This window comes from Chthoniobacterales bacterium (genome assembly GCA_039930045.1).
Lineage (GTDB): Bacteria > Verrucomicrobiota > Verrucomicrobiia > Chthoniobacterales > DASVRZ01 > DASVRZ01.
The window spans coordinates 182,069-207,441 of sequence record JBDSQB010000002.1; the positions used below are offsets into that span (position 1 = coordinate 182,069).

25 protein-coding genes are annotated in these 25,373 nt (G+C 57.2%); 15 read left to right on the plus strand and 10 right to left on the minus strand.

Annotated elements, in window-relative coordinates; translation table 11 throughout:
* Positions 1-76 precede the first annotated feature (76 nt).
* Together ABIT76_01010 and priA are read right to left on the minus strand one after the other, a co-directional pair.
* Positions 77-667, minus strand: coding sequence for a hypothetical protein (locus ABIT76_01010; protein MEO7931715.1), 591 nt, complete (start codon positions 665-667; stop codon positions 77-79).
* Positions 664-2,904, minus strand: coding sequence for a primosomal protein N' (gene priA / locus ABIT76_01015; GenBank protein ID MEO7931716.1), 2,241 nt, complete (start codon positions 2,902-2,904; stop codon positions 664-666). The genes ABIT76_01010 and priA overlap by 4 nt, the downstream gene beginning before the upstream one ends.
* Between priA and ABIT76_01020 the strand changes: the two genes are divergently transcribed.
* The gene (locus ABIT76_01020; protein MEO7931717.1) at positions 2,872-3,573 is read left to right on the plus strand and encodes a transglycosylase SLT domain-containing protein; all 702 of its coding nucleotides are present in this window, start codon (positions 2,872-2,874) and stop codon (positions 3,571-3,573) included. The two genes, priA and ABIT76_01020, sit on opposite strands and share 33 nt — an antisense overlap.
* Before the next feature lie 6 nt (positions 3,574-3,579).
* Here the strand turns inward: ABIT76_01020 and ABIT76_01025 are convergent, their stop codons facing one another.
* A complete protein-coding gene (locus ABIT76_01025; GenBank protein ID MEO7931718.1) occupies positions 3,580-3,957 on the minus strand; it encodes a hypothetical protein in 378 nt (125 codons plus the stop codon).
* 92 nt (positions 3,958-4,049) lie between these two features.
* Between ABIT76_01025 and ABIT76_01030 the strand changes: the two genes are divergently transcribed.
* The 3 genes from ABIT76_01030 to ABIT76_01040 all read left to right on the plus strand — a co-directional run bounded on the left by ABIT76_01030 (position 4,050) and on the right by ABIT76_01040 (position 5,583).
* Positions 4,050-4,319, plus strand: a complete 270-nt coding sequence (locus tag ABIT76_01030; GenBank protein MEO7931719.1) for a hypothetical protein — start codon at positions 4,050-4,052, stop codon at positions 4,317-4,319.
* Between the two features lie 99 nt (positions 4,320-4,418).
* Positions 4,419-4,724, plus strand: coding sequence for an SWIB/MDM2 domain-containing protein (locus ABIT76_01035; protein MEO7931720.1), 306 nt, complete (start codon positions 4,419-4,421; stop codon positions 4,722-4,724).
* A 124-nt stretch (positions 4,725-4,848) separates the two neighbouring features.
* Entirely contained in the window at positions 4,849-5,583 is a 735-nt protein-coding gene (locus tag ABIT76_01040; protein ID MEO7931721.1) for a TVP38/TMEM64 family protein, read from the plus strand.
* On the opposite strand, the gene ABIT76_01045 is transcribed toward ABIT76_01040, so the two are convergent.
* A complete protein-coding gene (locus tag ABIT76_01045; GenBank protein ID MEO7931722.1) occupies positions 5,580-6,701 on the minus strand; it encodes an AAA family ATPase in 1,122 nt (373 codons plus the stop codon). The two genes, ABIT76_01040 and ABIT76_01045, sit on opposite strands and share 4 nt — an antisense overlap.
* Before the next feature lie 130 nt (positions 6,702-6,831).
* Positions 6,832-7,857 (minus strand): FecR domain-containing protein, encoded by a 1,026-nt coding sequence (locus tag ABIT76_01050; protein MEO7931723.1) that lies wholly within the window; start codon positions 7,855-7,857, stop codon positions 6,832-6,834.
* A gap of 236 nt (positions 7,858-8,093) precedes the next feature.
* Here ABIT76_01050 and ABIT76_01055 point away from each other — a divergent pair, with 236 nt between their 5' ends.
* The 7 genes from ABIT76_01055 to ABIT76_01085 all read left to right on the plus strand — a co-directional run bounded on the left by ABIT76_01055 (position 8,094) and on the right by ABIT76_01085 (position 17,297).
* Positions 8,094-9,410: an outer membrane beta-barrel protein gene (locus tag ABIT76_01055; protein MEO7931724.1), complete on the plus strand. Its 1,317-nt coding sequence runs from the start codon at positions 8,094-8,096 to the stop codon at positions 9,408-9,410.
* A 97-nt stretch (positions 9,411-9,507) separates the two neighbouring features.
* Positions 9,508-10,119: a polysaccharide biosynthesis/export family protein gene (locus ABIT76_01060; GenBank protein ID MEO7931725.1), complete on the plus strand. Its 612-nt coding sequence runs from the start codon at positions 9,508-9,510 to the stop codon at positions 10,117-10,119.
* Positions 10,120-10,127: 8 nt separating this feature from the next.
* Positions 10,128-12,209, plus strand: coding sequence for a polysaccharide biosynthesis tyrosine autokinase (locus tag ABIT76_01065; GenBank protein MEO7931726.1), 2,082 nt, complete (start codon positions 10,128-10,130; stop codon positions 12,207-12,209).
* 51 nt (positions 12,210-12,260) lie between these two features.
* Positions 12,261-13,388, plus strand: a complete 1,128-nt coding sequence (locus ABIT76_01070) for a glycosyltransferase (protein MEO7931727.1) — start codon at positions 12,261-12,263, stop codon at positions 13,386-13,388.
* Complete coding sequence (locus tag ABIT76_01075) at positions 13,385-14,623, plus strand: glycosyltransferase family 4 protein (protein ID MEO7931728.1); 1,239 nt, start codon at positions 13,385-13,387, stop codon at positions 14,621-14,623. Before ABIT76_01070 ends, ABIT76_01075 begins: the two co-directional genes overlap by 4 nt.
* Complete coding sequence (locus ABIT76_01080; GenBank protein MEO7931729.1) at positions 14,620-16,155, plus strand: hypothetical protein; 1,536 nt, start codon at positions 14,620-14,622, stop codon at positions 16,153-16,155. Before ABIT76_01075 ends, ABIT76_01080 begins: the two co-directional genes overlap by 4 nt.
* Positions 16,152-17,297 carry a glycosyltransferase family 1 protein gene (locus tag ABIT76_01085; GenBank protein MEO7931730.1) on the plus strand — a complete coding sequence of 382 codons (1,146 nt, stop codon included), beginning with the start codon at positions 16,152-16,154 and terminating at the stop codon, positions 17,295-17,297. The genes ABIT76_01080 and ABIT76_01085 overlap by 4 nt, the downstream gene beginning before the upstream one ends.
* 163 nt (positions 17,298-17,460) lie before the next feature.
* On the opposite strand, the gene ABIT76_01090 is transcribed toward ABIT76_01085, so the two are convergent.
* The 4 genes from ABIT76_01090 to ABIT76_01105 form a co-directional block, all read right to left on the minus strand.
* A complete protein-coding gene (locus tag ABIT76_01090; GenBank protein MEO7931731.1) occupies positions 17,461-18,486 on the minus strand; it encodes a DUF4062 domain-containing protein in 1,026 nt (341 codons plus the stop codon).
* Positions 18,487-18,499: 13 nt separating this feature from the next.
* Complete coding sequence (locus ABIT76_01095; GenBank protein MEO7931732.1) at positions 18,500-18,739, minus strand: hypothetical protein; 240 nt, start codon at positions 18,737-18,739, stop codon at positions 18,500-18,502.
* Between the two features lie 242 nt (positions 18,740-18,981).
* A complete protein-coding gene (locus ABIT76_01100; GenBank protein ID MEO7931733.1) occupies positions 18,982-19,713 on the minus strand; it encodes a hypothetical protein in 732 nt (243 codons plus the stop codon).
* Between the two features lie 751 nt (positions 19,714-20,464).
* Entirely contained in the window at positions 20,465-21,034 is a 570-nt protein-coding gene (locus ABIT76_01105; GenBank protein ID MEO7931734.1) for a cob(I)yrinic acid a,c-diamide adenosyltransferase, read from the minus strand.
* Positions 21,035-21,076: 42 nt separating this feature from the next.
* Here ABIT76_01105 and ABIT76_01110 point away from each other — a divergent pair, with 42 nt between their 5' ends.
* The 4 genes from ABIT76_01110 to ABIT76_01125 are packed head-to-tail and all read left to right on the plus strand — an operon-like array spanning position 21,077 to position 24,539.
* A complete protein-coding gene (locus ABIT76_01110; protein MEO7931735.1) occupies positions 21,077-21,703 on the plus strand; it encodes an alpha/beta hydrolase in 627 nt (208 codons plus the stop codon).
* Between the two features lie 20 nt (positions 21,704-21,723).
* Entirely contained in the window at positions 21,724-22,662 is a 939-nt protein-coding gene (locus ABIT76_01115) for a ring-cleaving dioxygenase (GenBank protein ID MEO7931736.1), read from the plus strand.
* A 1-nt stretch (position 22,663) separates the two neighbouring features.
* Positions 22,664-23,725: a magnesium/cobalt transporter CorA gene (corA, locus tag ABIT76_01120; GenBank protein ID MEO7931737.1), complete on the plus strand. Its 1,062-nt coding sequence runs from the start codon at positions 22,664-22,666 to the stop codon at positions 23,723-23,725.
* A gap of 1 nt (position 23,726) precedes the next feature.
* Positions 23,727-24,539: an MnmC family methyltransferase gene (locus ABIT76_01125; GenBank protein ID MEO7931738.1), complete on the plus strand. Its 813-nt coding sequence runs from the start codon at positions 23,727-23,729 to the stop codon at positions 24,537-24,539.
* Here ABIT76_01125 and tatC read toward each other — a convergent pair whose 3' ends face one another.
* Entirely contained in the window at positions 24,540-25,337 is a 798-nt protein-coding gene (gene tatC, locus ABIT76_01130) for a twin-arginine translocase subunit TatC (protein MEO7931739.1), read from the minus strand.
* Between the last annotated feature and the right edge of the window lie 36 nt (positions 25,338-25,373).

Here is a 25,373-nt window from a genome sequence, read left to right on the forward strand (position 1 = left end):
TTGTAACTCTTCGGAAACAAGACGTTTCCGTGTGGTCACAGGTCATTTCCGGAGCGTCAGGCCCGATTGCTTCACGTCAGAGCAGCGTGGCGGGGAGCCAGTCCGTAGTGCGGTGGAAGTTCTTCACCGCGTGCGCGGCCACCGTGGAGAGGATCGGAGTTCCCTCTGCGTAGTCGTAGCGGCTGATGGAAAATTGCAGGGTCTGGCCTCGACTCCAAGTTTCGAGGTCGAGCAGCACGGGCGGGACGGTGATTGCGACGTGCCAGGCGTCGGGAAAAATTTGCACGCGACTTCCAAACGATTCGGGGTCGATGCGGAAGTCTTCCACGCGAGTTCCAGTGTTCTCACGGACGCGTTCGATGCCGCCGGGGGGCCAGCGGAGGGCGGTGCGGAAGTTTTGCGGATCGACGTGCAGCTCCAGATACGACTCGGACTCGGGTCGTTTGAGGAAGACTTCGAGCGTGTCGCCCAAGAGATGGAGCGATTGGTTGTGGCCGGTCGCGCTGGAAACGATGCGGGTGTCGTCGAGTTGCACAGAAACGTGGAGCGCAGCGGGCTCCCAGTGGAGTTGCACTCGACTCTGCTGGAATCCGGCATCCGGCGTTTCCTGCCACGGCTGTGTGAGTGCAATGGAACTCGACTGGCTTCTTTCCCGTGGAATGTTCACAGGAGTTGGTAGGGATCGACGTCGGTGGTGACGATGACGTCTTCGGGGAAGGTGAGTTTGGAAATCACCTCGCGGATGTGGCGGCTGGTTTTCAAAATGTGGTGTGCGCGCAGGATGATGTGGAAGCGGTAGTAGCCCTTCAATCGCTCCATGGGAGCCGGGGCGGATTGGCCGAGGATGGTACCCTCGGGGAGGTTTTCAGCGAGGCGGCGGGCCAATGTTTCGGCCGAAAAACTCCCGCGCAATTCGTGCGGCGAGCGGACGGTGACCAGGATCATGTGGGTAAAAGGCGGGTAGGCGCATTTTTCTCGGAAATCGAGCTCCTGCTCCTGAAATCCGGCGAAATCGTGATGCCGCGCAAACTGGATGCAGGGGTGAAACGGCGTGTGCGATTGCACAAACACCTCGCCCTCGACATCGCCGCGCCCGGCGCGTCCGGCCACTTGGGTGATGAGCTGGAAGGTGCGTTCGCCCGCGCGGAAATCGGGCAGATGGAGCGCGCTGTCGGCGTTGATGATGCCGACCAGAGTCACATTGGGGAAATGGAGGCCCTTGGCGATCATTTGCGTGCCGACCAGGATGTCGATCTTGCCGGTGCGAAAGGCGTTGAGCATTTCGCGGAAGGCGTCCTTTTTGGTCATGGAATCCGCATCCATCCGGCGCACGATGGACTTGGGAAAGATCCGGGCGACGGCTTCCTCGATTTTCTCGGTGCCCGCGCCTTGCTGGCGAATGCCGGGGTCGCGGCACTCGGGGCAGACTTTGGGCGGCACTTCGATGTGACCGCAGATGTGGCAGTTGAGTCGATTGGAACTCCGATGAAAAGTGAGCGGCACGCTGCAATTTGGGCAATGCACGACGTGTCCGCAGGCGTTGCAAACCAGCGAGGTGGAGTAGCCGCGGCGATTGAGAAAGAGGATGGTTTGCTCGCGTTTTTCGAGTCGCGACTCGATGGCGGTTTTCAGTTTTTCGCTGAGAAGCGGGCTGCCGCCGTCTTTTTTGGAATGGCGTCGGCTTTCCTCGCGCATGTCCACGATCTGGATGACGGGCATTTTTTTGTCATCGACGCGCTGGAGAAGTTGCAGGAGGCGATATTTGCCGGTGAGGCAGTTGCGGTAGCTTTCGAGCGACGGCGTAGCGGTGCCGAGGAGGATGGCGCAGTTTTCCAATTTCGCCCGAACGATGGCGACGTCGCGGGCTTGATAACGCGGCGCTTCCTCCTGCTTGTAGGAGGTCTCGTGTTCCTCATCGACCACGATCAAACCCAAGTCGGAAACGGGCGCAAAGACGGCGCTGCGGGCTCCGATGACAATGCGGGCCGCCCCAGTGGCGATCTTGTGCCATTCGTCGTGGCGCTCGCCGCTGGAAAGATGGCTGTGCAGGACGGCAACGACGTGCCCGGCGGCATTGAAGCGCTCGCGAAAACGCTCGGTCGTCTGCGGCGTGAGCGAGATTTCCGGGACGAGAACGATGGCGCTCTTGCCGAGGTCGAGCGTGTGCTGGATGGCGCGGAGGTAGATTTCGGTCTTGCCGCTCCCAGTGACGCCGTGGAGGAGCATGGGCTTTTTTTCGCCCGCGGTGTCGAGCGATTCGATGACGGCGGCGAGGACTTTCACCTGGTTGTCGCTCAGGGTGAGCGCGGCGGAGTGAACGAAGGTTTCGCCCTCATTGGGATCGCGAGGACGAACGGCGATGCGGGTTTTCAGAATGCCTTTTTCAACCAACGTGCGGAACGTGGCCTCTCCGACGCTGCTCTGGCGGGCGAGTTCGGCGAGCAATACCGGGGTGCCGCCATGCAGCCGGATCGCGTCGATGGCCTCGGCCTGGCGCGGGGCTTTTTTGCGGAGTGATTCGAGTTCCATTTCACTCACTTCACGGGCGAGTTCGATAGCAATCTGCTGGCGAAATCCCACGTCCGCCTTGCGAATGACTTGCGGCAACACACTGCGCATCGCGGTCTCCACCGGGCAGGCGTAGTAATCGGCCATCCAGCGGGCGAGTTCGATCAGCTTGGGGCGAACAGCGTTTTGCTGGCCGACCAGCGCGGTGATCGGGCGGATGCCTTCGATGTCGGATTCGTCGAGCAAGCCCACGACGGTGCCGAGGGTGTCTTTTTCGCGAAACGGCAGCCGCACCCGGCTCCCGATAACGATGGAACTCGCCAGGTTTTCCGGCACCGCGTAATCAAATTCACGGTCGGGCGAATGATCGACGATGACTCGGACGAAGGCGGGCATGGGTTTTTGGCGTTTGCGTTGGAGGCAGGTTGCGCCAAGCTAACCGCACATCACGACATGGGTAGCTTTTTTAAGAAATTTGCGGCGAGTTGCATCGTTATCGCGGGGCTCGTCGGCGGACTGTTCGTGATCTCGCACGGCGACCCGCTTTATTTCGTAAAGGAGAAACTGAGCCTCGGCGCGTACTCGCAATACGACCCGATCATTGCCAAAGTCGCCCGTGAAAACGGGGTGGAGTTTGACCTGATCAAGGCCGTGATCTGGCAGGAAAGTCGCTTCGGCGCGCACAAGATCGGGACGTCGGGCGAGCGGGGTTTGATGCAAGTAACCGAGGCGGCAGCGGCGGATTGGGCGAAGGCGAACAATGTCGCGAACTTCGAGCCGGAGAAATTATTCGACCCCGAGACGAATATCTCCGTGGGTGCGTGGTATCTGAAGCGCGCGCTGGATCATTACCGGAAAAAGGATCGTCCGCTGTCGTTCGCGCTCACCGAATACAATGCCGGGCGCAGCCGGGTGAAACGCTGGATCGGCAAGCCCGAGGCGGGCGAATCGCCGATGAGCGCCGAGGAAATGAAGCAGAAAAGTTTCGACAGCACTCGCGACTACGTGGAGTCGATCGAGCATCGCTACGAGTATTACAAGAAGGCCGGCGCGAATCGCCTCTAACTCCGCTTACGCCTCGAGGTCGTCGTCCTCGTTCAGCGAACTGGCCGCCAGCATCTGGTCGTGCTCGGCCTCCTCCATGCCTTCCATGATCAATTCCGTGACCGCATTCTCACTTTCGTCGCCTGAGATATTGGGAATGTGATGTCCCATGATTCCGGCAATGCTGTCGCCGCCGAGCACATAACAATCCGACTCAAATTCCTCGCCGTGGCCGCCCATCAACTCGAGACGCGCCATGTCCAGATCCGAGTCGGTAAATTCCTCCGCCCGCCGTCCGTCGATCCGGGCCAGCTCTCCCGCTCGCCGCTGAATGTCCTCCAGAGAAGTGGCACCCTGGCCGTGGGAGTGATTGATGATTTTTGCTGAGAAATGGGGGTTACTCATGCCGGGAACATACGTTCACCAAGCCACGCTGCAAGGGAGGAATGATGAGTCGGTTTTGCAACCTGTGCACAAATCCTGCTATCGTAGAACCCATGCGCAGGATTAAACTCAGCGGCCGCGAGATCAGCATGGTCCGAATCATCGGCTTTGGCATCGGAGCCTCGGGTCAGGAATTGCTGGAGACGACCAGCTACGAAGAGGCGGAACTCGTGGACATGCTCAACGGCATGATGAATGCCGGGTTCGTGGTGACCGTTCCGTATTTGTTGGAAGTGGATGAGGCGCAACTCCGGACGACGCAATTTGAAATCAACTCCGCTTACGCCCACGAGCTGCGCAAGGCGCTGCCAGTGAGATTTTAGTCCGAAAATGGGCTCAAAAGACGTTTTTCAGAGGGAAATCGTTCTTTGACTGTAAATTTCGATTGCTAACAACGTCCGGGAACACTATTCCAAACAGATATGGCGACACCTAAACCGAAAACCCCTGCTAAATCCCCCGCAAAAGCTCCCGCGAAAAAAGCTAACGCTGCTTTCATGAAGCCTGTGCAACCCGATGAACAATTGGCTGCCGTTGTGGGTTCGAAACCGCTCCCACGCACTGAAGTCACTAAAAAAGTGTGGGAATACATCAAGAAAAACAACCTGCAAAACCCCAAGAAAAAAACGGAGATCGTCGCTGACGAAGCTTTGAAAGTTATTTTTGGCGGCAAAAAATCAGTCACGATGTTCGAGATGACCAAGCTCATCTCCGGCCATCTTTCCTAATCAGGTTTTTTTGATTCTAGCAAAAAACTAACACATCAAAAAACCGCCACCTGAGGAGATCTCCGCAGGTGGCGGTTTTCTTTTGCAGTCGAGTTAGATTCCAATCACCGGCCCACGCCTCCCGATGACCACTTCCAACAAGCTCAAGCTCGCCCTCTTCATCCTGCTTCTGGCCGGCATGGCCGTTGGAGCGAAAATTGTCGGGCTGGCTACAATCAATGCTTGGATGCAAACCTTCATCCACTACGTGCAAGGCCTCGGCTGGTGGGGCATGTTACTCTATGTAGTCGTCTTCGGCATCGTCTGCCTCCTCGCCCTGCCCGCGATGCCGCTAACCATCGGCGCAGGGATCATTTTCCATTTCTGGATCGGCGTCATCATCACAATTCTCGGCCTCGCGCTGGGTGCTAGCCTGGGTTTCCTCACCTCCCGCTATCTCGCGCGCGGCATCGTCGCTGAAAAACTGAAGGATAGCCCGAAGTTCAAAGCCATCGACACCGCCATTGGCAACGAAGGTTGGAAAATAGTCACCCTCCTCCGCATGTGTCCCCTGCCCTTCGGCCTCTCCAATTACATTTACGGCATCACCTCGATTCCCTTCTGGCACTACCTCGTGGCCACAGTCGCTGGCGTGTTGCCGAGCACTGCGTTTTTTGTTTATCTCGGGCACGCGGGCCAGGCTGGGCTCGACTCGGCTTCCACCAAAAGCCCGGCGCTGCTGCTGCCATTGGGGTTGGGACTGATTGCGGGGATCGCCTGCCTGTTCTACGTGGGAAAAGTCGCCCGCCAAGCCGTGGCCAAAGCGACTCGCGAAACGCCGATTGCACCGCCGGAAATGATCGAGATCGATCCGAGTTAGGGCGCTATCGGGAGCGAAAGTTTTTCGAGCAGTCGATCTATTTCCACGTGCTTCTCGATCATCTGCTGAATGGTTTCGATCTTCTGCTGATCGCCCGGCATTGTCTTCACGGTCATCGAATGAATCCCGCTGGCCACGGAATAAGTATCGAGTGGTGACGCAATCGCCGGGATGCCCGACTCCGCCAGTTGCTCCATGATGCGCGGGTGCGGCAGATGATCCGCCGAAAGAATGAAACCCGCCAGTGGCAGCGGATGTCCCTCTTCGGGCCGGTGCGAGGAAATGGCTGCGAGAATAATGTCCTCGCGGTCGCCGGGTGTGATAACGAGCGTGCCGGCCTTGAATTGTGGAAACAGGTTCGTGGGCGTCATCGCGCCGATGATGACTTTTGTGACGTGACGTCGCCCGCAGTTGCGCGTGCCGGAAACGAAGCGGCCCTGAATGCGCTCGCAGACTTGCTGCAAAGTCGGTTTCGCCAAAATGGAATTGGCCGGGACGACTCCGAGGAGATCGATCCCCAGTCGATGGAGGCCGCGCCGCGCGAAATCTTCAATGTAGTCCACTTTTTCAGGAAGGACTTTGTTCAGGATCACGCCAACGACTTCGACACCTTGCTGGTCGAACAGGGCTTTGTTCAGCGCGAGATCGTCGATGGGACGCCCGATTCCGCCTTTGGTAACGATGATCACTTTGCTCGAAAGCAACTGCGCCACGCGCGCATTGGAAAGGTCAAATACCGATCCAACTCCCGCGTGCCCGGTGCCTTCGATGATCGCGAATTCCTTTTCCCAAGCGGCCCGGTCGAAAGAATTTTGAATGCGGTCGGTGAGATGCTTGATGTTTCCACCCTCGATATATTGCCGGGTGAAGTCGGGTTCCACGGCAATGGGACTCATGGCCTCCAGCGGCGTGTGGACCTCGTAGGTATTACCGATGAGAACGGAATCCTCGTCGATTAGCGTGCCCTCAACGTCGATGAAACGCTGTCCAACTGGCTTGATGTAGCCGATGCGGCCCAATCGCTTTTTGAAGGCTGCGAATAATCCCAGCGAGGTGGTGGTTTTCCCATCGTCCTGGTGGGTGGCTGCGATAAAGATGCGCGGGGTAACGGTATTCACCGCTGTTCCATAGCATTTTCACTTCTGGAAGCAACGCCTCGTTGAGGAGGATTTCCAGATTGCTTCAAAAAACAAGAAAGGCGGGACAAAAATCCCGCCTTTCAGAAGTCCTGTGACTGGTTAGGTGATGTTAGAGGCTAACGTTCGGAATTGAAGAAGCCGGAGGAGGATTTGGCGGGCGCAGGGCGCTGATGCTGTTGCCGGGGCCTTCACCGGGAGCGGCTGGGTCCGATTTGCCGTCAGCGAAAGTTTTACCATCAGAGAAGGTCTTGCCGTCGCTGAAAGTTTTGCCATCGCTAAAGGTTTGGGTGTCACTGAAACTGCCTTGCTCGGAGGAGCCGGTAGTTGCATTCGAATCAGCCGAAGCGAGTTTGTTCGCGGCGACGTCAGCCGGGACAGCGGTTTTATTGCTGGCGATCAACTGGCTCAAGACTTGGCGGGCATTCTGGGATGCCTCAGGTGAGATCGTGGTTTCCACCAACAGAACGGTGCCGGCGAAGGTCTGCGCAGACACTTCTTTCTTGGCAACGCTCTCGGCGAGCATGGTCAACGAATTGGAAGCGGCTTGCACAGCCACGGAATCTTGGGAGATCGGAGAACCTTCGGAAGCGGTCGCATTCACGCCGCAATCAGAGAGTTTGGAAACCAATCCGCTGGGCAATGTTTTCACATTTCCAGAGAGCAAGCTGATCGATACCTGTCCGTCCACAACGGCGACGGAAGAATCGGGGCTGCCGACGGAAACGTTAAACAAAGCGTCAGAAGCCTTGATTTCACCTTGGCAGGTGACAACGGCGAAGTCGTTGCTCTTGGCGTATTGCTGATCGAGGAAGACCGACGCAGAGCCGGATTCGACGGAGACACGGACGTTGCGGCTGGAACCTTCCGCCACTTCGTTCGAGAGCAAGGTGACGTGGCTGCCGGGCTGGACTTTCACGATGATGCCCGGAAGCGGGATCAGAGTGGCGCTGTTCACCTTGTCAGTGGTAACGCTGGAACCGACTTGCAGTTGTTGTTCTCCTGCCGACGTGGTCAGCAAGCGAGCGGCCTTGGCTTCTGCCGAGGCATTGCCAAGGGAGAGGGCGGCGGTGAGTGATAAAACTGCGGCGGAGTAGATTCCGTGCAATTTCCGAGATGGTCTGAATGATTTTCTCATATATGGTAAGTTTACTTGTTACGGAACCAGCTAGAATCCTTAAAACGGTCGGATGTTAACACAGTCGAATCGCTTGTAAAGAATAAATCGGGTCTTTTTGATTTTGATTTGTATTTGTTCCGGTTTTCCGGAATTCTCGCGCTTAGAATACCTCTTTTGGAAAAAAACTGAGGCCGGATTTCGCAAACCCGGCGAAAATTGTGGACAAGAATTTTAGAAACTGATAATCGCACTCTATGAGCACCGCCAATTTCCTTTGCAAAACCACCATGCGTTCAGCGACTTCGCCCAAAGTCATCCTCGCTGTAGCCTCCGCCCTGGGGCTGATCGCCACGACGCAGGCACAGGATATTATTCGGCCTTCCATGACACGGGCTTATGCGCCGGACAATCGAAAGTTCACCGCCGAAGAACCTAATTACAACATCCGAGTGGGCTCGGTTTCGCTCTTGATGGATGCCTCGGTTTTTGCCGAATACAATGACAATGTTAACCTCTCCAATGTTGACAAACAGTCCGACGTCATTATTCGCCCATCCATTGGAGTTACAGCGAAATGGGAACTTTCCGAGTTGAATTCCGTCACGCTCCACATTGGTGCCGGTTACGCTTATTACTTGAACGACAACAACGGTGGCGGTTCGGGATTCACCCTGGACCCCGGCTCCGAGCTGGCCTTCAACATCTATTCCGGCGACTTCAAGATTCGCATCTACGACGCTTTTTCTCTCACGGATACGCCGATCGACTCCGTGGGCTTCAGCAACGTGGATAACTTCGGCCAATTCTCCAACACCGCCGGAATCGCCGTCACTTGGGACATCTCCGATCTGGCCATCACTGCCGGTTACAGTCACAACGACATCATCGGCACCTCGGGAAATTACGACTATCTCGACAGCAAGACCGACCAGGTTTATGGCACTATTTATTATGCAATCAACCCGACATGGGGTGTTGGCATCGAAGGTGCTTATAGTGCCACTCGTTATGACCAGAATATTCAAAACGACGCCACTGGCTGGAACTTGGGCGCTTTCGTTGAAGGCACGCTTACTGAAAACTTCTCCTTCCGCGCTGCCGCTGGTTATCAAGCGATTGATTTCGATAATCGCTCCGGCACCGTGGACGTCACCGGGCTCTTGGGCAGTCTTGGAAATGATACCGATAACTTTGGCGGCATCTACGCCAACGCAGGCATCACGAATCAACTCAACGCCTACATCACACAGGATCTAACCATCGGGCGCGAAGCCATGCTTGGCGTCAACTCCAATTACATCGACCTCATTTATGTCCGGCACACCACCAAATGGAGCATCATCAAGGATGTGGACCTTATTACCCGCCTGTTTTATGAGAAAGCCAGTGAATCAGGAAGCTTCAATGCTGAGGATGCCAAGCGCTACGGCGCATCCATCGGAGCCACCTACCAATTTGCTCCAACTTGGATTCTTTCCGCCGAATATGGTTTTATCAAAAAGGATTCAAACCTCGATTTCCGCGATTACACGCAAAACCGGGTTCTGGTTGGCATCACTTACCAATTCTAAGCTGACGGCCCGGTTCGGGCACAGCATTCTGGCGTCCCTGTTCCTTTTGGGCGCGGTAAATTCCCTGCCCGCCCAGACTCCTCCGCCTCGCCCGGTGATGAGGCAGAATTATCCGACTCCGCCGACAAATTCCGCCTACAGTGGCGCGGCCTCCACGGTCGCCACCACGACTTCCATGGCGGTCTTGGACAACACCCGCAAGCTCGGCATCGGCGACCAGGTGAGTTTCCGCGTGGTGGAAGATCGTGATCCGCCGGTGCAATTGCTCATCACCGACTCCGGTGAAATGGAAGTCCCCTACATCGGCCGCGTCAAAGCCGCCGGACGTTCCTGCAAAGAACTGGCCACGGCGATCAAGTCTTCCTTGGAAGTCGATTATTATTACCGAGCGACCGTCATTGTGGCCTTGGACGCGATCAGTACGGCCACTCGTGGTAGAATTACAGTCTCAGGCGAAGTGCTCACCCAAGGTTCTCAAGAGATTCCAGCGACGGTAGATTTCACTGCTAGCAAAGCCATTGCCAATGCGGGAGGTCCCACCCGGTTTGGAGACACCAGAAGAGTGAAGATTATTCGACAATCTGGCAACGGCGCTCCAAGCATCATCATTTTCGATTACAAAAAATTTCTCGACGCCAAAGGAGAAGACATCCTCTTGCAACCTAACGACACCATCAACGTCCCGGCTCGCGGCGTCACCTTTTTCTAACCTTGGCGATGAACAAATCTTCCATGACCTCCACAACCACGGAAAAGGCCGAGACTTTTCATGCCCAGTTGCACCGGCTGCGGCAGCAATTTGTCACGCACTGGTGGATTATTTTTCTCACCATTTCGCTCGGCGTCTTGCTGCAGATCGTGCTGACGATGAAGATGCAGGACTACAAGTTTTCCGAGGGGAAAATCATCTCGTCCTCGCTCATTTCCGGGCCCGACAATCAAGGCATTAGCACCAACGGCACGCCCGGTGATTTCTTTGCCACTCAGATCGAGCTTCTTAACGGCTCCGAGATTCGGCGCAAAGCCGAGGAGCGGGTCAAAATCACCAATCCGGGCCTAACTCCGGACGTGGTCGATCTGGAAGTTGAGCAACCGGCTCACAGCGATATCCTGGTCCTCACCGCCAAGAGCAAAAACGGCCCCTACGCCCAGGCATGGCTGGGTGCGGTCATGTATGAATATCTGGAATTCCGCAAAATCACCCTTGCTGGCCCTGTCGATAAAACGGTGGCCGAGTTAAAGAAAGATCAGGTCGAGGCCAAAGAAAAAATCAACAAGCAGATCGACCTGATTGCCGCCTGGAAAAAGCAATATAACGACGTTGCCCTCGTGGAGCAGGACAACGGAGCCGCGCTCTATCTAGCCAAGTTGAAGCAGACTCTCGCGCAAAATCAGACAGAGTTTCAGCTTCTGGAAATGCTCAGCGTTGAGCAAACCGTCAAACGCCAGTCCGCCGAACTCACTCCCAACAGCACCAACCCCAACCTCATCGCCAATGTGAACACGAGTCAGGTAAGCGGCGTGGCCCAGGAATATCTTGAAGCCAAAAAGCAGGTCCAAGTTTTACTGGCCGAAAAAGCCGAACTTAGCCAGGTGCTCAAGCCAAAACACCCGAAGATCGTCGCCTATAACGAGGAGATCGCGCGCCAGGAAAAGAAGATCGAAATCTTGCGCGAGCAAAGCCGGGAAGAAATCAAAAATCAGAAAGAATCGCTCGGTTTGCAGATCACGAACAACGAACGCGAAATCAAGGAATGGGAAGTAAAAGCCCGGGAGATCGGCGGCCTTCTCGGAGAATACAAACAACTCCAGGCCACGCTCGAACAAGCCAACATCGACTACAAAAACATCTCCGATAAAATCTCGACGATCAGCAGCACCCTGCGCACCACTCCCGACTTCATGCAGATCATGGCGCAGGCCAGCGAGCCGAAACCTTACAAGCGCGGCCTAGTCAAAGCGCTCGTCATCGGCGTGCTCGGCGGACTCGTTGTCGGCATCGGCATTCTCCTGCTCATCAATCAGCTCGACGACCGCGTGCGTTCCTTCAGCGAAATGCAGGCCACTTTCGACTACCCGATTATTGGCCACGTGCCGCGCTCGGCCGTCACCGACAAGCCGCTCATTTCCGAAGACGACGACCGGCACATGCTGCTCGAATCGCTGCGCAACATCCGCTCCTCCATCTTCTTCATGCCTCACGTTGGCGCGAAACCAAAGACACTCCTCGTCACCAGTTCCATCCCGAACGAGGGAAAATCCACTGTTTCCTCCAACCTCGCCGTCACCATGGCGATGTCCGGCGCGAAAACCCTCCTGATCGACGCCGACATGCGCCGAGGTTCGCTTCACACACTTTTCCAGACGCCTGCCAGTCCGGGTCTGGCCGATTTCCTCACCGAAACGTCGTCTTTGGAAGACGCCATTTTTACCACCAAGGTCAAAAATCTCAGCATCATGAGCCGGGGACGCGGCACCAATGCAGCCAACGATTTGCTCCTCGGCAAACATACCGACACGCTCATCAAAAAACTCTATCCAGAGTACGACTACATCATCCTCGACAGCGCGCCCGTCCTCGCTGCGGATGACACCAGCAATCTGGCGCCCAAAGTGGACGGCGTCGTCTTCGTCCTGCGCGCCTCATTCACTCCCGCCCGACTCGCCCGCCGCACCTTGCAAATCTTGCTCGGCCGTCAGGTGAATATTCTCGGACTCGTCTTTAACTGCGCCGAGTCCGGTTCAGCCGATTACCCGTACTATCGTTACGAGGAATATCACAAGCATTCTGTAGCCTAGCTTTTTGCCGGCGGACCATCGAACAAGGACCGCACTCACAGGAACCATGGGATGAAGCTGGCGATACTTTGCGGATCATTGGAACCTGGAAAAGACGGCGTCGGCGATTACTCGCGGCAGCTGGCGAATTATTGCAGAGAGGAGGGACACAGCGTTCTCCTCGTTTCGCTGAATGATTCCTGGGTCGAGTTAGATAACATTGGAACTCAGGAAATGCGTCTTTCCAGTTCGCAGTCGTGGACGCAGCGCAGCACGACCTTGGAGAAAGCGCTCACCGCATTTCAACCCGACTGGGTCAGCCTCCAATTTGTGCCTTACGCCTATCAAAAACGAGGCTTTTGCCAGGAAATGGCGGCGGCGCTGGGAACCTTCGCAAAAAAGTTTCGCTGGCACCTCATGTTTCACGAACTCTGGCTGGGACTCAATCCGGGCGATTCGCTGAAATACAAAATCCTCGGCTGGTGGCAGCGGCGCGGCGTCCTGCAACTCGTCCGCAGCCTTTCTCCGGCGCTCGTTCATACGCACGCCACCGCCTATGCAAATTTTCTCCAGAGCAACGGGATCGCCGCCACGCGACTTCCATTGTTCTCTAACATCGACATCGAACTCGCACCGGATTTTCCCAAGTTTTACGAATTGCTGGCGCGCCGTGAATGCAATCTAACTCCGCTCAACCGCGAGCACACTTTCGTGGCGATTTTCTTCGGCTCCCTGCATCCAGAATGGACTCCCGATGGGCTAATGGAAAAGCTCGCGGGAAAAAAACTCCTCTTCCTCTCCATGGGACGCCTCGGGCACACCGGGACGCAAATCTGGAACGACTTCGCCGATAAATATGCAACTCGCGCCCAGTTCCTGAACCTCGGCGAACTCTCTGCCTCCGAAATCTCCACCGCGCTGCAATTTGCCGACGCCGGAGTCGCCGCATCGCCCTGGAACTTGATTGAAAAAAGCGGATCCGTCGCCGCCATGATCGAGCACGGACTCCCCGTGCTGGTGACCCGCAACGATTTCCTCCCGGACCAGCAGCTCGAACTCACTCCCACTTTGGCCCGCCACTTGCATCCCATTTGGAAGGACAACGTGAATCAGCTCTCCAAAAACCCGCCCTCGCCCCGGCTGCCGGAAATTGGTTCCCAATTTCTCGCGGATCTCCACAATCGCGCGCGACTCCCATGAAGCCCGCCATCCTCGTCTCGCATCCTTTTGGAAACGCCAACGTCCGCCAGGCGGCGCTGGCGTTTGCGGATGCGGATTTTCTGGCCGGTTTCCGCACGTGCATCAACTGGCCCGAGGACGCGCCGCTCGGCCGATTTCTCCCTCACTCGATTCTCAGCCAGCTCCAGCGCCGCACTTTTCCCTCGCCCGTTTCCGCCAAAACCCGCACGCAGCCGCTCCGGGAAATGGGCCGCCTCGCCGCCACCCGCCTGGGTTGGAACCAATGGATGGAACACGAGACCGGCCCGTTTTCCATCGACCGCGTGACGCGTTGTCTGGACCTGAAAGTGGCGGACGAATTGCTGCGTTCCGCGACGCCAGCGAATGCGATTTATGCGTATGAGGACGGCGCTTCCGCCAGTTTTGCGGCGGCGAAACAACGGCAGATTCGCTGTCTTTACGATCTGCCCATCGGTTACTGGCAGTCGTCCAAGGCGATCCAGAGCGAGGAGGCGGAGCGTCAGCCGGAATGGGCCGCGACGCTCACGGCGATGATCGACAGCCCGGAGAAACTCGCCCGCAAAGACGCCGAGCTGGCGGACGCGGACGCCATCTTTGTCGCCAGCCAGTTCACGGCGCGCACGCTCACCGATTACTCGTATCCAGCGGAGAAAATTCACATCATTCCCTACGGCTGCCCGGTGCCGGAGAGCGAACCCGCCCCTGCGCACGACGGCCCGTTGCGCGTGCTTTTTGTCGGTTCGCTCGGCCAGCGCAAGGGCACTTCCTATTTGCTCTCGGCCATTGAGCAACTCGGAAAACACGCCACCCTCACACTGCTCGGCACCAAGCCGATGTCGCATTGCGCGCCGCTCGAAAAGGCCCTGCAAAAACACCGCTGGCTCCCGTCGCTGCCGCATTCCGAAGTCCTGCGGGAAATGCGCGAGCACGACGTGCTGGTTTTCCCATCGTTGTTTGAAGGTTTCGGTCTCGTCATCACCGAGGCGCTTTCTCAGGGAATCCCGGTCATTACCACGCCGAACACGTCGGGTCCCGACCTGCTCACCGAGGGCGAGGACGGCTACATCATCCCGATTCGGGACGAGGTTTCGATTGCGGAGCGGCTCACTTTTTTGCTAACACACCGCGACCATCTCCAATCCATGAAAGCGGCCGCCCTCGAAAAAGCGAAGACGTTCACCTGGCATAAATATCGCACCCGACTCGTGGCCGAGGTCGCCCGCCTTCTCACATGAACCCGACTGCAACCACCATCGCCGCAGTTCCGGCAAGCCGGGCGACTGTGGAAAAAGATCCGCTGCACTGGCTGCGGCTGGCGATTTACGCCTATTTCCTGCTCTGGATCTTCGAGGGCACGCTCCGCAAATGGATTCTGCCCGGCCTCTCCGGTCCTTTGCTGATCATTCGCGATCCGGTGCTCGTCTTCATTTATTTCGAGGCGATGCGGCAGAAGGTGTTCAAACTCAATGGCTTTCTCACCTTCCTGCTTGTCCTGAGCACGCTGTCGGTAATCGTGAGTCTCGGGCTTTTCAAGGCACCGCCACTTTACGTCATCGGCTTCGGCATCCACTCAAATTTCCTGCATTTGCCGCTCATTTTCCTCCTCCCGCAAGTGATGACTTACGCCGAGATCAAGAAAATCGGGCAGATCGTCCTCTGGCTCGCGCCTCCGATGGCGCTGCTGGTCGCCCTGCAATTCATGTCTCCCTCCGGTGCGCGGGTCAATGTCGGTGCGGGCGGCGAGGGCAAAATGCTGGAGACCGCCTTCGACCGCATCCGCCCGTCCGGCATGTTTTCCTTTACCAACGGACTCGCCAGTTACACCGCGATGCTGGCGGCATTTTTGTTTCATCATCTGCTGGAAAAAAACATCTTTGCCCGGCTCTCCTTCCTGTTGGCCGCGCCGTCGTTGCTCATCCTGGTCGTCATGTCGGGCAGCCGCACCGTCTTTGCCCTGGTCGGGTTGCAAGTCCTCACCGTATTCGTCATCTGGATGGTGAAACCGCGCTTTTTGCAGAGTTCGCTCAAACTCGTCGCCATCAGCGTGGCAGTCATTTTCCTCATCGGATCGGTCGGCGCGCTGAAGATCGGCATGGACGTCATCATTACGCGCTTCACCTCGAGCGGCGGGGTAAAGGAGGGATTCGTCGATCGTTTTCTGGGTGAATTTAAGAAGCCTATCGATGCGGCCTCGCGTGCCGATGCGGCCGGCGTCGGCATCGGCATGGGCACCAATGCGGCCTCCAGCATGATGTATAAAATGCTGCGCTTTAACCTCGGCGAATCCGAGATGGATCGCATCGTCATGGAGATGGGCCCGTATCTCGGGCTGCCGTATTTGCTTTGGCGATTTGCCGCGCTCGGCTTCATCGCGCGGATGGCGTGGCTGGCCTTGCGAATGACCAACAACACCCTGCCGCTCCTGCTCACGACGGCGTGCGCCAATGACTTGGTCATGGGCCAGTTTGGCCAATCCACCGTGCTCGGTTACGCCGTAATGGCCGCCGGTTTCGCCCTCGCATCGGTCAATCGGCGCGATGAAAATCTGCCCGCCGATGCACCTGATCCCGCTCAGGCTCCCGCCGTCCGCACCATTCCCACCTACGCCGACCGGCTGCGGGCGGAGATTGCATTGGAAGCCGGGTCTTTCCCTGCGGCAACTGCAGGAGAACCGGCCACGGAGGTGATTCAAATGGAAGTCGCCAACATTGTGGAAAAAGCCCGGCCGCGACCGCGGGCAAAGAAAAAGGCTTCCCCCCGCGAATGAGCGACTACCACGTCCTGCTGGTCGGCAACTACCGGCTCGACCACCAGATGAGCATGTTGCGCTACCACGACATGCTGCTCACCGAGTTGAAGGCGCGCAAAGTCTCCGCGAGTGGCATCGAACCCGCACCCTGCATCGGCCAGCTCTCCGCTGGCCCGCTCACCAAATGGCTGCGCTACCTCGACAAGTATCTGCTCTTTCCCCGAGTCCTGAAAAAACACATCGCGCGCTTGGAACGCGAACTCGCCGGACGCCAGTTCATCGTCCACATCACCGACCACTCCAACGCGCCCTATCTCGCCTCCGCTGGAAACCACCTCGTCGTCGCCACCTGCCACGACTTGCTAGCCGTTCGCGGCGCACTCGGCGAGGACACCGATTGCCCTGCAAGTCGGTTCGGGAAAATCCTTCAGTCCAACATCCTCGCAGGCCTGCGCCGGATGCGTCTGGTCATCTGCGTTTCCTCCGCCACCCAGGGCGACCTCACCCGGCTCGCACCGGAAACGCCATCGACCGTCATCCCCCTCCCGCTCAACCAGCCCTACGGCGTCTTGCCAAAGAACGAAACCGACCGGCGGCTCGCCCCCTACGAGTTGACTTCCATTCCATTCATCCTCCACGTCGGCTCGTCCCTCACCCGCAAAAACCGCGAAGGCATCCTCCGCATCTTCGCCCGCATCGCCGACCAGTTTTCTGGAAAGCTCGTCTTCGCCGGGGAAACCCTGCATCCCGAGCAACGCGCACTCGCCACGCAACTCGGAATCGCCGACCGCATTCTCGAAATCGACCATCCGCCGACATCCATTATCGAGGCGCTCTACAACCGCGCCCACGCCTTTCTCTTCCCCTCAAAAACCGAGGGCTTCGGCTGGCCCATCATTGAGGCCCAAGCCTGCGGCTGCCCCGTCCTCGTCGCGAGAACCACCAGCCTCCCCGAAGTCGTCGGCGACGGCGGCCTCATCCGCGACTTCGCCGACGAAGCAGGCTTCGCCGCTGATTTGTTAGCATTGCAGGACGACACCCTTCGCCAACGCCTCATTCAAAGCGGCTTCGCCAATCTGACCCGCTTCGCCACCGACAAAGTCATCGCCCAATACCTCGCCACCTATCAATCGCTCGTAAGCGTTTCCTTAGCCGGATGACTGCAATGTTGATCCGCTGCTAGATATTGCGGCGTTCTTCTTTCCAGAAGCGGCGACTTCGTGTTCGGCGTCTTGGGAAGGCGAGCTGACAAAAAGGATGATCACGTTTGGGGCTACTAATCCACCGAGGAAGCTTCCTGTCCAATTCTCCACCTTGAAGGTTTTATTGGTTCGGTTTCTCTTTGATTGTGCGCACCTGTAACATGACGTCTCTTCCAACCGGCGAGAGAGACCAAAAAAGGCCCATTCCACCCTTCATGGTTTTTAGGCTTTCGATTTTGATAAAGCCAAGGGCAAGGAGTTGAAGCTTCATCGTAGCGAAAGTTTCACGTTCGATACTGACGGAGTGGCCATCAAGTGGAAGCCTCACAGCAATTGATTTCCCTAACTCACTATTGGCTGTCTCTTCGTTCAGTGGCTGAAATAGCTGAGGGCCGAGTAAGCCTATGATCTCATTCCAACTAATGTCTGTCTCCCAAGAAGCGTCATAGTATCTTGGGTTTCCATGGCTGTCTGAACCGGATCGTTTATAGTAGCGACCCCTAAGGTGAAAATTTGAGTTGGCAGAGGCTAAATTGAGGGTCTCGTGCGTAGGAGCATTCGCTAAGGCTTTCCGCAGTTCACCTAGGAGTTCATCATTCCGTTGCCGCAATTCATTTATTTGTTTAAGGAGTTCGGGATTTGATGCTGAACCACCGCGCACCCAACCGGCCTTTGGAAACGCTTTGATCGCCTTTGGCAGACTTAAGGCGACTAAGCCCGGGAGTTCAGCAGTATTGCTCCATGGCTTAATCATTCGACTAGCGCTGACTTTCTTGCGAAATGCTTCGAGCCGTTTACGCGCTTCGGGCTCAATATCCGATTTGCCAAGTGGTATAAGTTCGGGTTGAGCATGAAGAAAAGCAATTACATGAATCCCTATAGACACTGCATAGTCGTATTCTTTTTCTGTATAGCTAATTCCTTCAGCGGTAGTTGATCCATATCTGCCTCCAATAATCAGAATGTAGTAATCGCAATCATCGATGATTTTACGAATAAAGGCCCATTGCTCTTCATCTGCAGCCGGAAATAATTCCATCCCTGCTGGAATGCAGTCCATCTGCATGAGGGTTTGGATCACTTCTTTGCGCTCATCAATTAGATCAGTGAACGTAGAACTAAGGAAAACTTGGTAACGGGTATCCATGGGAATGGCTGTATTAGTTTTTAGAGACTATCCGCAAAGTGCGAGGCGTGATCGTCTGTGGTAGTAGAAGCTGCCGGTTTTCTTGAGCACGCGGGCGAGTTGTTCGCAGCGAGGGCGGGTCGATGTAGATCAAGTCCACGGAGGCGGCGGGCAGCTTTTCGAGTTGCTCCAGGTTGTCGCCGCAGTAGATGACGCGCGTATCGACGAGGGCGGAGGGTTTGCCAGCGGGGGCGAGGGATTTCACGGCGCTCATTGGAATCAGAAAATGTGCCCGGCAACGAGTAGAAATCCTCGCGCCGGGCTAAAATGGGGGAGTTGGATGCCATTTCCCAGCTTTCGCCTTTCGTTCCGCAAGTGGCACTTGGGAACACGCTTGGCCCGGCAGTGGCACTGCCTCGGCAAGACTTGGAGGCGTATTGAACTGCGCGAGTTTAACCCTTTTTAACGCTTGTCGCGTTCGCGCCGAAAGCAGAAGTGAAGTCAGTGAGCTGGCTGTCAGGGAGTGACTGGCGGGACGGTGTCCTTCGGCTTGGCGCTGCGGCGGCCGAGGGCGGTGACTTGGCGGGCGTTGAACCAGGCGGCGATGAATTCTTTGCCCAAGTCGGTGGTGCAGAATTGGATGATGAGGTCGTCCAGACCGGAAAATTGTTCCTCGACGGCCGCGAATTTGCCGGGGAGGGCGCTGGTCTGGCCTTTGCGCCGGGAACGGGCTCCGGCAGGGGCTCCGACGGCGGTGCTGTAGCGCTCCCAGAGGTCGTCCACTTCGGCGAAGAGGGCGGCGGTGATGCCGGCGTGTTCGCCGGGGGCGGGCTGGCCGGCGGCGGGAGGAAGGGTGAGCGGCTCGGCGAAGTCGAGGACGGTCTCGCCCAGGCCAGCGAGGATCACGCCACGAGCGTCGTGCAGTTTGCTGGGGTTGAGATCGACTTTGGCGGCGTCCTCGGTGCGGCCTGCTTTTTTCAGAAACCGAAAGGTGGCCCGGGAGAGGATGTGGAGTTTCTCCTCGAAAGTCTGCCGGAGAAGGCGGAGGGCTTCGGCAGTGCCGGTGGTGGGGGCGCTTTGCTCGGCTCCAGCGGTGCCGAGGGCCGCCACGGCGGTGCGGACGATGGCCACGTCCTCGGTGAAGAGGAGCGGGGTTTTGTCTTTCCAGATGGGGACGTAGATCGGGGTATCAAGGACGGCGAAGGAGCCGTTGAAGCTGACGAGTTTGTTGGACAAGGTATCTTTCATAATTTTAAGGACGGGTGACTGCGGTTTTCTGATTTGGTGGAATACTAAAGGGTCGAAATGGAGGGGTTTGCGGGGCTAAACAGGTTCCAGCCCCCGTGAGCGGTCTTGCAGGGTGGATGCGGGAGCGTCCAGACGGGATGAGCGGCTTTCCAGTGAGGAAGAGGGACGTTCCAGCCTGCGTGAGGCGTGTTCCAGCCACCGTGAGTGACCTTCCAGACGTGACGAGGGATGTTCCAACGTCCGTGAGCGGTTCTCCAGCCGACGTGAGGAGGCTTCCAGCTTGCGCGAGCCGGGTTCCAGCGCTGGTGAGTGATCTTCCAGAGGGCAGCCTGGATGTTCCAGCGGTGAAGCGCGGTGCTCCGGTGAATGGTGCCAGAAGAACGGAAGTCCCTCCCCGGCGCTGGCGGCGGAGCCAGTCTGTCCGATGCTGAGAGGGTCTTGGCATGGCTTGTTGTTAACCCGTTTGTTAAGCGGGACCAAGATTATTTTTACCTTTTCATGCAGTTCAAGGGGTAATTTTCGAGTTACTTTGGGAAATGGTAGGCACTTGAGACAAGTGCCCTCCAGTGGCGTTCTCTGGAGGGGATCTGCCCTCGTGGGTTTCACTCGTTCCCAAACTCCCGTTTGGGAACGCACTTGCTGGGCAAACTCTGTTTGCAGGCGGGGAAACGGAGTTTCCAAGACCAAGGCATTCCCAAACAGGAGTTTGGGAACGAGAGGCACGGACCGAGAACACGGAGGAAAAACTAACCTACTCGCTCTCTCCGTGTTTCTCCGTGCCTCCGTGTGACTTTTCCGCCTGCGTCTCGATCCACCGCGCGTAGAGCCAGCAGAGGTCGGAGAGGCGGTTGAGAAAACGGACGATCTCGGGGTTCACTCCATCCGACCCTAACTCGACCACGCGGCGCTCGGCGCGGCGGCAGATGGTGCGCGCCACGTCGAGCGCGGCGGAGGCGGAGTTAAAGCCGGGCGTGGCCCAATGCTTGAAACTCACCTGCCGGTTTTTCTCCAGGTCATCGATCAACGCGGTGAGCGCATCGACCATTTCCGGCGTTACGAAATCGTAGCCTTTCGCCGCGTAACGCTCGCGATCTTCCGCCGCGACGGCCAGCTCGCCCATGAGCGTGACGAGTTGTTTTTGAATCTGAAAAATCGGCTCCGCGATGAAGGGATCATTCACCGTGGCGCGCACCGTGCCGAGGGCGGCATTGAGTTCATCCACCGTCCCGTAGGCCTCGACTCGCGGGTCGGTCTTGGAGACGCGGCGGCCAAACATTAGCGCGGTCGTGCCGTCGTCTCCGGTCTGGGTGGCTATGCTCATGTTAGAAGTTGAGTGGCGGGGCGTTTGGAGTCATGGTGCCGCATGTCCGAGCCCTTCGTCCACCGCTTTGTTCCCGGCGAAACGAGCGCCCCGGTCCTCCTGCTTTTGCATGGCACTGGCGGCACGGAAAACGATCTGCTCGATCTCGGGCATTCGCTTTTGCCGCAGGCAGCGTTGCTCAGTCCGCGTGGCAAGATTCTGGAAAACGGGATGCCGCGTTTCTTTCGCCGGCTGGCCGAGGGTGTGTTCGACGAGCCGGATCTGATTCACCGCACGCACGAACTCGCGGACTTCATTCAGTCTGCACAGACCGACTATTCGCTGGCCGGACGACCGGTGATCGCGGTTGGTTATTCCAACGGTGCTAACATCGCGGCGAGTTTGTTTCTACTGCGGCCAGAGATTCTGGCGGGGGCGGTTCTCCTGCGAGCGATGGTGCCGCTGGAGCCGGAGATTTTGCCCAAACTCGACCGTCCGGCCATCTTCCTCGCAGGTGGAAAACGCGACCCGATTATTCCGCCGGAGAATACGCAGCGGCTCGCCACGTTGCTCCAGCGGGCGGGCGCGGAAGTCACGCTGCATTGGACGAACGGCGGTCACGAGTTGCATTCCGAGGAAATCGCCGCCGCTAAAAGCTGGCTCGCCACTAGCTTCCCCACTACGATCTAACCATTACAACCTAACTCGCCATGCAACTTCACGGCATTCATCACCTCACGGCGGTCACCGCCAATGCGAAGGGCAATCACCACTTCTACACGCAAGTGCTGGGAATGCGCCTCGTCAAAAAAACCGTCAACCAGGACGACGTCTCGGCCTATCATTTATTTTATGCCGATGGACTCGCCACACCGGGCAGCGACCTCACGTTTTTCGACTGGCCAGCACCTCGCGAAACTCGCGGTACTAACAGCATCTGCCGCACCGGTCTGCGAGTTGGCAGTGAGTCGAGTCTAACTTGGTGGGCCGCGCATTTCGACGCTGCAAACGTGACGCACTCGGGCCTGCTAACACGCGACGGACGACTCACGATCGACTTCGACGATCCCGAGGGTCAGCGCCTGAGTCTGATCAACGATGAAGGCCAGGGCGAGGCGCATCCGTGGGAGAAAAGTCCCATTCCAGCCGAGCATCAAATTCGCGGTTTGGGTCCGATCACGATCAGCGTGCCGCGACTCGCGAAGACGGAGGCCCTGTTGTTAGAACTCCTGCAAATGCGGAAGGCGCGGACCTACTTTCATTCGGATCAAACTCCGGTCACCGTCTATGAAATGGGCGCGGGCGGACCGGCGGCGGAGTTACATGTCGCCGAGGAACCTAACATCGCCCCGGCGCGACATGGCGCGGGCGGGGTGCATCACGTCGCCTTTCGCACCACGCTGACGGATTACAAAGCGTGGACGGACCGGCTCACGGAGTTTCGCGTCGCGACGAGCGGACCCGTGGATCGCTTTTATTTCCGCAGCCTCTACTTCCGAGAGCCCAATGGGATTCTCTTCGAACTAGCCACGGACGAGCCCGGATTTACCGCCGACGAACCTCTGGAAAGTCTCGGCGAACATCTCTCGCTTCCACCATTTCTCGAATCGCGCCGCAGCCAGATCGAGGCGGGCCTGAAACCAATCTAACATGCTCCATTTCAAGTATCATTTGCCCGGCACTGCGCCCGCGACTTTGATTGCGCCTACGACGGTAAAACCCGTCGTGCGCCACATCGAGTTCAACAAGGACACCTACGAGGACATCGAGATTCAGGAGATCGAGGACTGCTATCCTTTTCGCGACAACGACAAGATCACCTGGATCAATATCGACGGGCTGGGCGATGTCGAATTGCTGAAGAAGTTAGGAGCGCATTACGGTCTGCATCCACTCGCGCTGGAGGATGTGCTGAACACCGGCCAGCGTCCGAAGTGCGAGGATTACGGCGACCATTTTTTTATCGTCATGCAGATGGTTTACCGGGGCGAGGGAGAGGATTTGGTCTTCGAGCAACTGAGTATTTTTGTCGGGAAAGATTTCGTCATCAGCATTCAGGAAACGTGCAGCGACATGTTCAATCCCATTCGACTTCGGCTCTCCCGTGCCGTGGGAAATCTGCGCAACTCAGGCAGCGATTATCTAGCTTATGCACTGATCGACACCGTAGTGGACTACTACTTTCCCGTGATGGAATGCATGGGCGACCTGCTGGAGGAAATGGAGGACGAGGTGCTGGAAAGGCCGACGCAGGAATTCGTCAAAAAGCTGCACGAGGCCAAGCGTTCGCTGGTGCATTTGCGCCGGGGCGCGTGGCCGCAGCGGGAGATACTCAACTCGCTCCTGCGCGACGAGACGGGCATGGTGAAGGACTTTACCAAACCCTTTCTGCGCGACTGCTACGATCACTCGATCCAGATCATGGACATTATCGAAAACTACCGAGAGCTAACCTCGTCGATCATGGACATCTACTTGTCGGCAGTGAGCATGAGAACGAATGAAATCATGCGCGTGCTCACGGTTTTGTCGTCCATCTTCATGCCGCTCACTTTTCTAGTTGGCGTCTATGGAATGAACTTCGACACGAGCGCCGGACGCTGGAACATGCCCGAGCTGAAGAGTCCTTATGGCTACCCGATTTTCTGGTTAGTCTGCATCGTGCTCGCGACTTCCATGGCGATCTACTTCAAGCGCAAAAAGTGGCTCTGATATGTTTGAGTTAGTCGCGCTGCGCGACGGTTTGCACACGCTGCGCGACTTGGAAACCGGGGAAACGTTTCATCCGGTCGTGGGTCCGATGGTGGAGGCGGAGGCGATTCACATCGGGCCGCTCGATCTGGAGACGCGGATGTTAGGAGGGGAGGTTTTCACGATCTGGGATGTGGGGTTGGGAGCGGCGGCAAATGCGGTGGCGCTGCTGGAAAAGCTGGCGTCCATGCGAGTTCCATTTCAATGCAAATTGGTGAGCTTCGATTGCACGCTGGAGCCGCTGCGATTTACGCTGAGTCACGCCGCACAACTCACTTATCCACTGCCCTGGCTGGCTCAACTAACAGAGCTGGCAGAGAAGAATGGAACTCGAATCACTTTCGAAAACGGCGGCGTGCTCGACTGGGAGCTTTGCCTCGGCGACTTCACCACGCTGCCCGCCGCGCCTGCGCCGGACGGCATTATTTACGATCCGTATTCGCCCGCGAAAAATCTCCCGATGTGGTCGCTGGCGCATTTCTCGGCCTTGCGGAAACGGCTCACGCGTCCTGCGGTGCTGACGAGTTACAGCCGCTCCACAGCGGTGCGAGTGACATTGTTATTGGCGGGTTTTTACGTGGGCATCGGTGACGCCACGGGCGAAAAAGAGCAGACCACCGTCGCGGCGACCGACCTCGGGTTGTTGAAGAATCCACTTCCAATGCAATGGCTGGCGCGGGTCCGCATGTCCACCAGCGCGCGCCCGCTGGGTTCGGCCAAAGGCCCGATCTCCAACGACGATTTGCGGCGGCTCGAAGCGCACCCGCAGTTCTAGCTATTCCAGCGGCAATTTTTCCTGAAGGGCGGCGGCTTTTTTCTCGGTGTATTTCGCCAGAAAAATGCAGATCTCGTAGAGAAAATACATCGGGAACGCCATCGCGCAGAGAGTGAAGGGATCGGTCGTCGGGGTGATGACGGCAGCCAGCAAAAAGATGATCACGAAGGCGATCATGCGCGTCTTTTTCAGCATCGCGTAGTTCAGCACGCCGATTCGCACGAGAAATAGCACCACCAGCGGCAGCTCGAAGGCCAGGCCGAACGACAGCACAAATTGCGTCGTAAACGAGAAATACGACTGCACGTCCCAGTTCGAGGTCCAACTCAGGTCCTGCTGATCCTTTAGCGCATAGGCCAGCGTCTGCGGCAGCAGCCAGTAGTAGCACGAGAGCACGCCCGACATGAACAACCCGAGCCCGATAAAGACCACGGGCAGGACGTATTTCTTTTCCGCGAGGGTTAGCGCTGGCAGGACAAATTGCGCGAGGAAGTAGAGCAAAAACGGAAACGCCAGCACGATGCCCGCGTAAAACGCCAGCGAGAACGAGATCGCGATTGAATCCATCGGCCCGCGCGCCCGCAGCGTGGAAATGAAATTCGGATTCACCGCCACCAGCGGATGCTGGATGACGTTCACGAGCGTGTTGCGGTAGCAAAAGGCCAGGCCCATCGCCAGAAACAGCGTCACGGCCATTTTAATCGAAGTCCACCGCAGGTCCTCAAGGTGATCGAGAAAGGGTTTCACCGACGCTTCGTCCGGCTCGCGAAATTTGAAAATCTTGTCGGTCCAACTCATTCGCGCACAATTTATCCACGATCGGGTGCGAATAAA

What these genes read in the sequence shown, in the direction of transcription:
- ABIT76_01020 (MEO7931717.1), top strand. Translation starts at nt 2,872, where the DNA reads ATGATCGACGATGACTCGGACGAAGGCGGGCATGGGTTTTTGGCGTTT.
- priA (MEO7931716.1), bottom strand. Translation starts at nt 2,904, where the DNA reads ATGCCCGCCTTCGTCCGAGTCATCGTCGATCATTCGCCCGACCGTGAA.
- ABIT76_01025 (MEO7931718.1), bottom strand. Translation starts at nt 3,957, where the DNA reads ATGAGTAACCCCCATTTCTCAGCAAAAATCATCAATCACTCCCACGGC.
- ABIT76_01030 (MEO7931719.1), top strand. Translation starts at nt 4,050, where the DNA reads ATGCGCAGGATTAAACTCAGCGGCCGCGAGATCAGCATGGTCCGAATC.
- ABIT76_01035 (MEO7931720.1), top strand. Translation starts at nt 4,419, where the DNA reads ATGGCGACACCTAAACCGAAAACCCCTGCTAAATCCCCCGCAAAAGCT.
- ABIT76_01040 (MEO7931721.1), top strand. Translation starts at nt 4,849, where the DNA reads ATGACCACTTCCAACAAGCTCAAGCTCGCCCTCTTCATCCTGCTTCTG.
- ABIT76_01050 (MEO7931723.1), bottom strand. Translation starts at nt 7,857, where the DNA reads ATGAGAAAATCATTCAGACCATCTCGGAAATTGCACGGAATCTACTCC.
- ABIT76_01055 (MEO7931724.1), top strand. Translation starts at nt 8,094, where the DNA reads ATGAGCACCGCCAATTTCCTTTGCAAAACCACCATGCGTTCAGCGACT.
- ABIT76_01060 (MEO7931725.1), top strand. Translation starts at nt 9,508, where the DNA reads ATGAGGCAGAATTATCCGACTCCGCCGACAAATTCCGCCTACAGTGGC.
- ABIT76_01065 (MEO7931726.1), top strand. Translation starts at nt 10,128, where the DNA reads ATGAACAAATCTTCCATGACCTCCACAACCACGGAAAAGGCCGAGACT.
- ABIT76_01070 (MEO7931727.1), top strand. Translation starts at nt 12,261, where the DNA reads ATGAAGCTGGCGATACTTTGCGGATCATTGGAACCTGGAAAAGACGGC.
- ABIT76_01075 (MEO7931728.1), top strand. Translation starts at nt 13,385, where the DNA reads ATGAAGCCCGCCATCCTCGTCTCGCATCCTTTTGGAAACGCCAACGTC.
- ABIT76_01080 (MEO7931729.1), top strand. Translation starts at nt 14,620, where the DNA reads ATGAACCCGACTGCAACCACCATCGCCGCAGTTCCGGCAAGCCGGGCG.
- ABIT76_01085 (MEO7931730.1), top strand. Translation starts at nt 16,152, where the DNA reads ATGAGCGACTACCACGTCCTGCTGGTCGGCAACTACCGGCTCGACCAC.
- ABIT76_01090 (MEO7931731.1), bottom strand. Translation starts at nt 18,486, where the DNA reads ATGGATACCCGTTACCAAGTTTTCCTTAGTTCTACGTTCACTGATCTA.
- ABIT76_01095 (MEO7931732.1), bottom strand. Translation starts at nt 18,739, where the DNA reads ATGAGCGCCGTGAAATCCCTCGCCCCCGCTGGCAAACCCTCCGCCCTC.
- ABIT76_01100 (MEO7931733.1), bottom strand. Translation starts at nt 19,713, where the DNA reads ATGAAAGATACCTTGTCCAACAAACTCGTCAGCTTCAACGGCTCCTTC.
- ABIT76_01105 (MEO7931734.1), bottom strand. Translation starts at nt 21,034, where the DNA reads ATGAGCATAGCCACCCAGACCGGAGACGACGGCACGACCGCGCTAATG.
- ABIT76_01110 (MEO7931735.1), top strand. Translation starts at nt 21,077, where the DNA reads ATGTCCGAGCCCTTCGTCCACCGCTTTGTTCCCGGCGAAACGAGCGCC.
- ABIT76_01115 (MEO7931736.1), top strand. Translation starts at nt 21,724, where the DNA reads ATGCAACTTCACGGCATTCATCACCTCACGGCGGTCACCGCCAATGCG.
- corA (MEO7931737.1), top strand. Translation starts at nt 22,664, where the DNA reads ATGCTCCATTTCAAGTATCATTTGCCCGGCACTGCGCCCGCGACTTTG.
- ABIT76_01125 (MEO7931738.1), top strand. Translation starts at nt 23,727, where the DNA reads ATGTTTGAGTTAGTCGCGCTGCGCGACGGTTTGCACACGCTGCGCGAC.
- tatC (MEO7931739.1), bottom strand. Translation starts at nt 25,337, where the DNA reads ATGAGTTGGACCGACAAGATTTTCAAATTTCGCGAGCCGGACGAAGCG.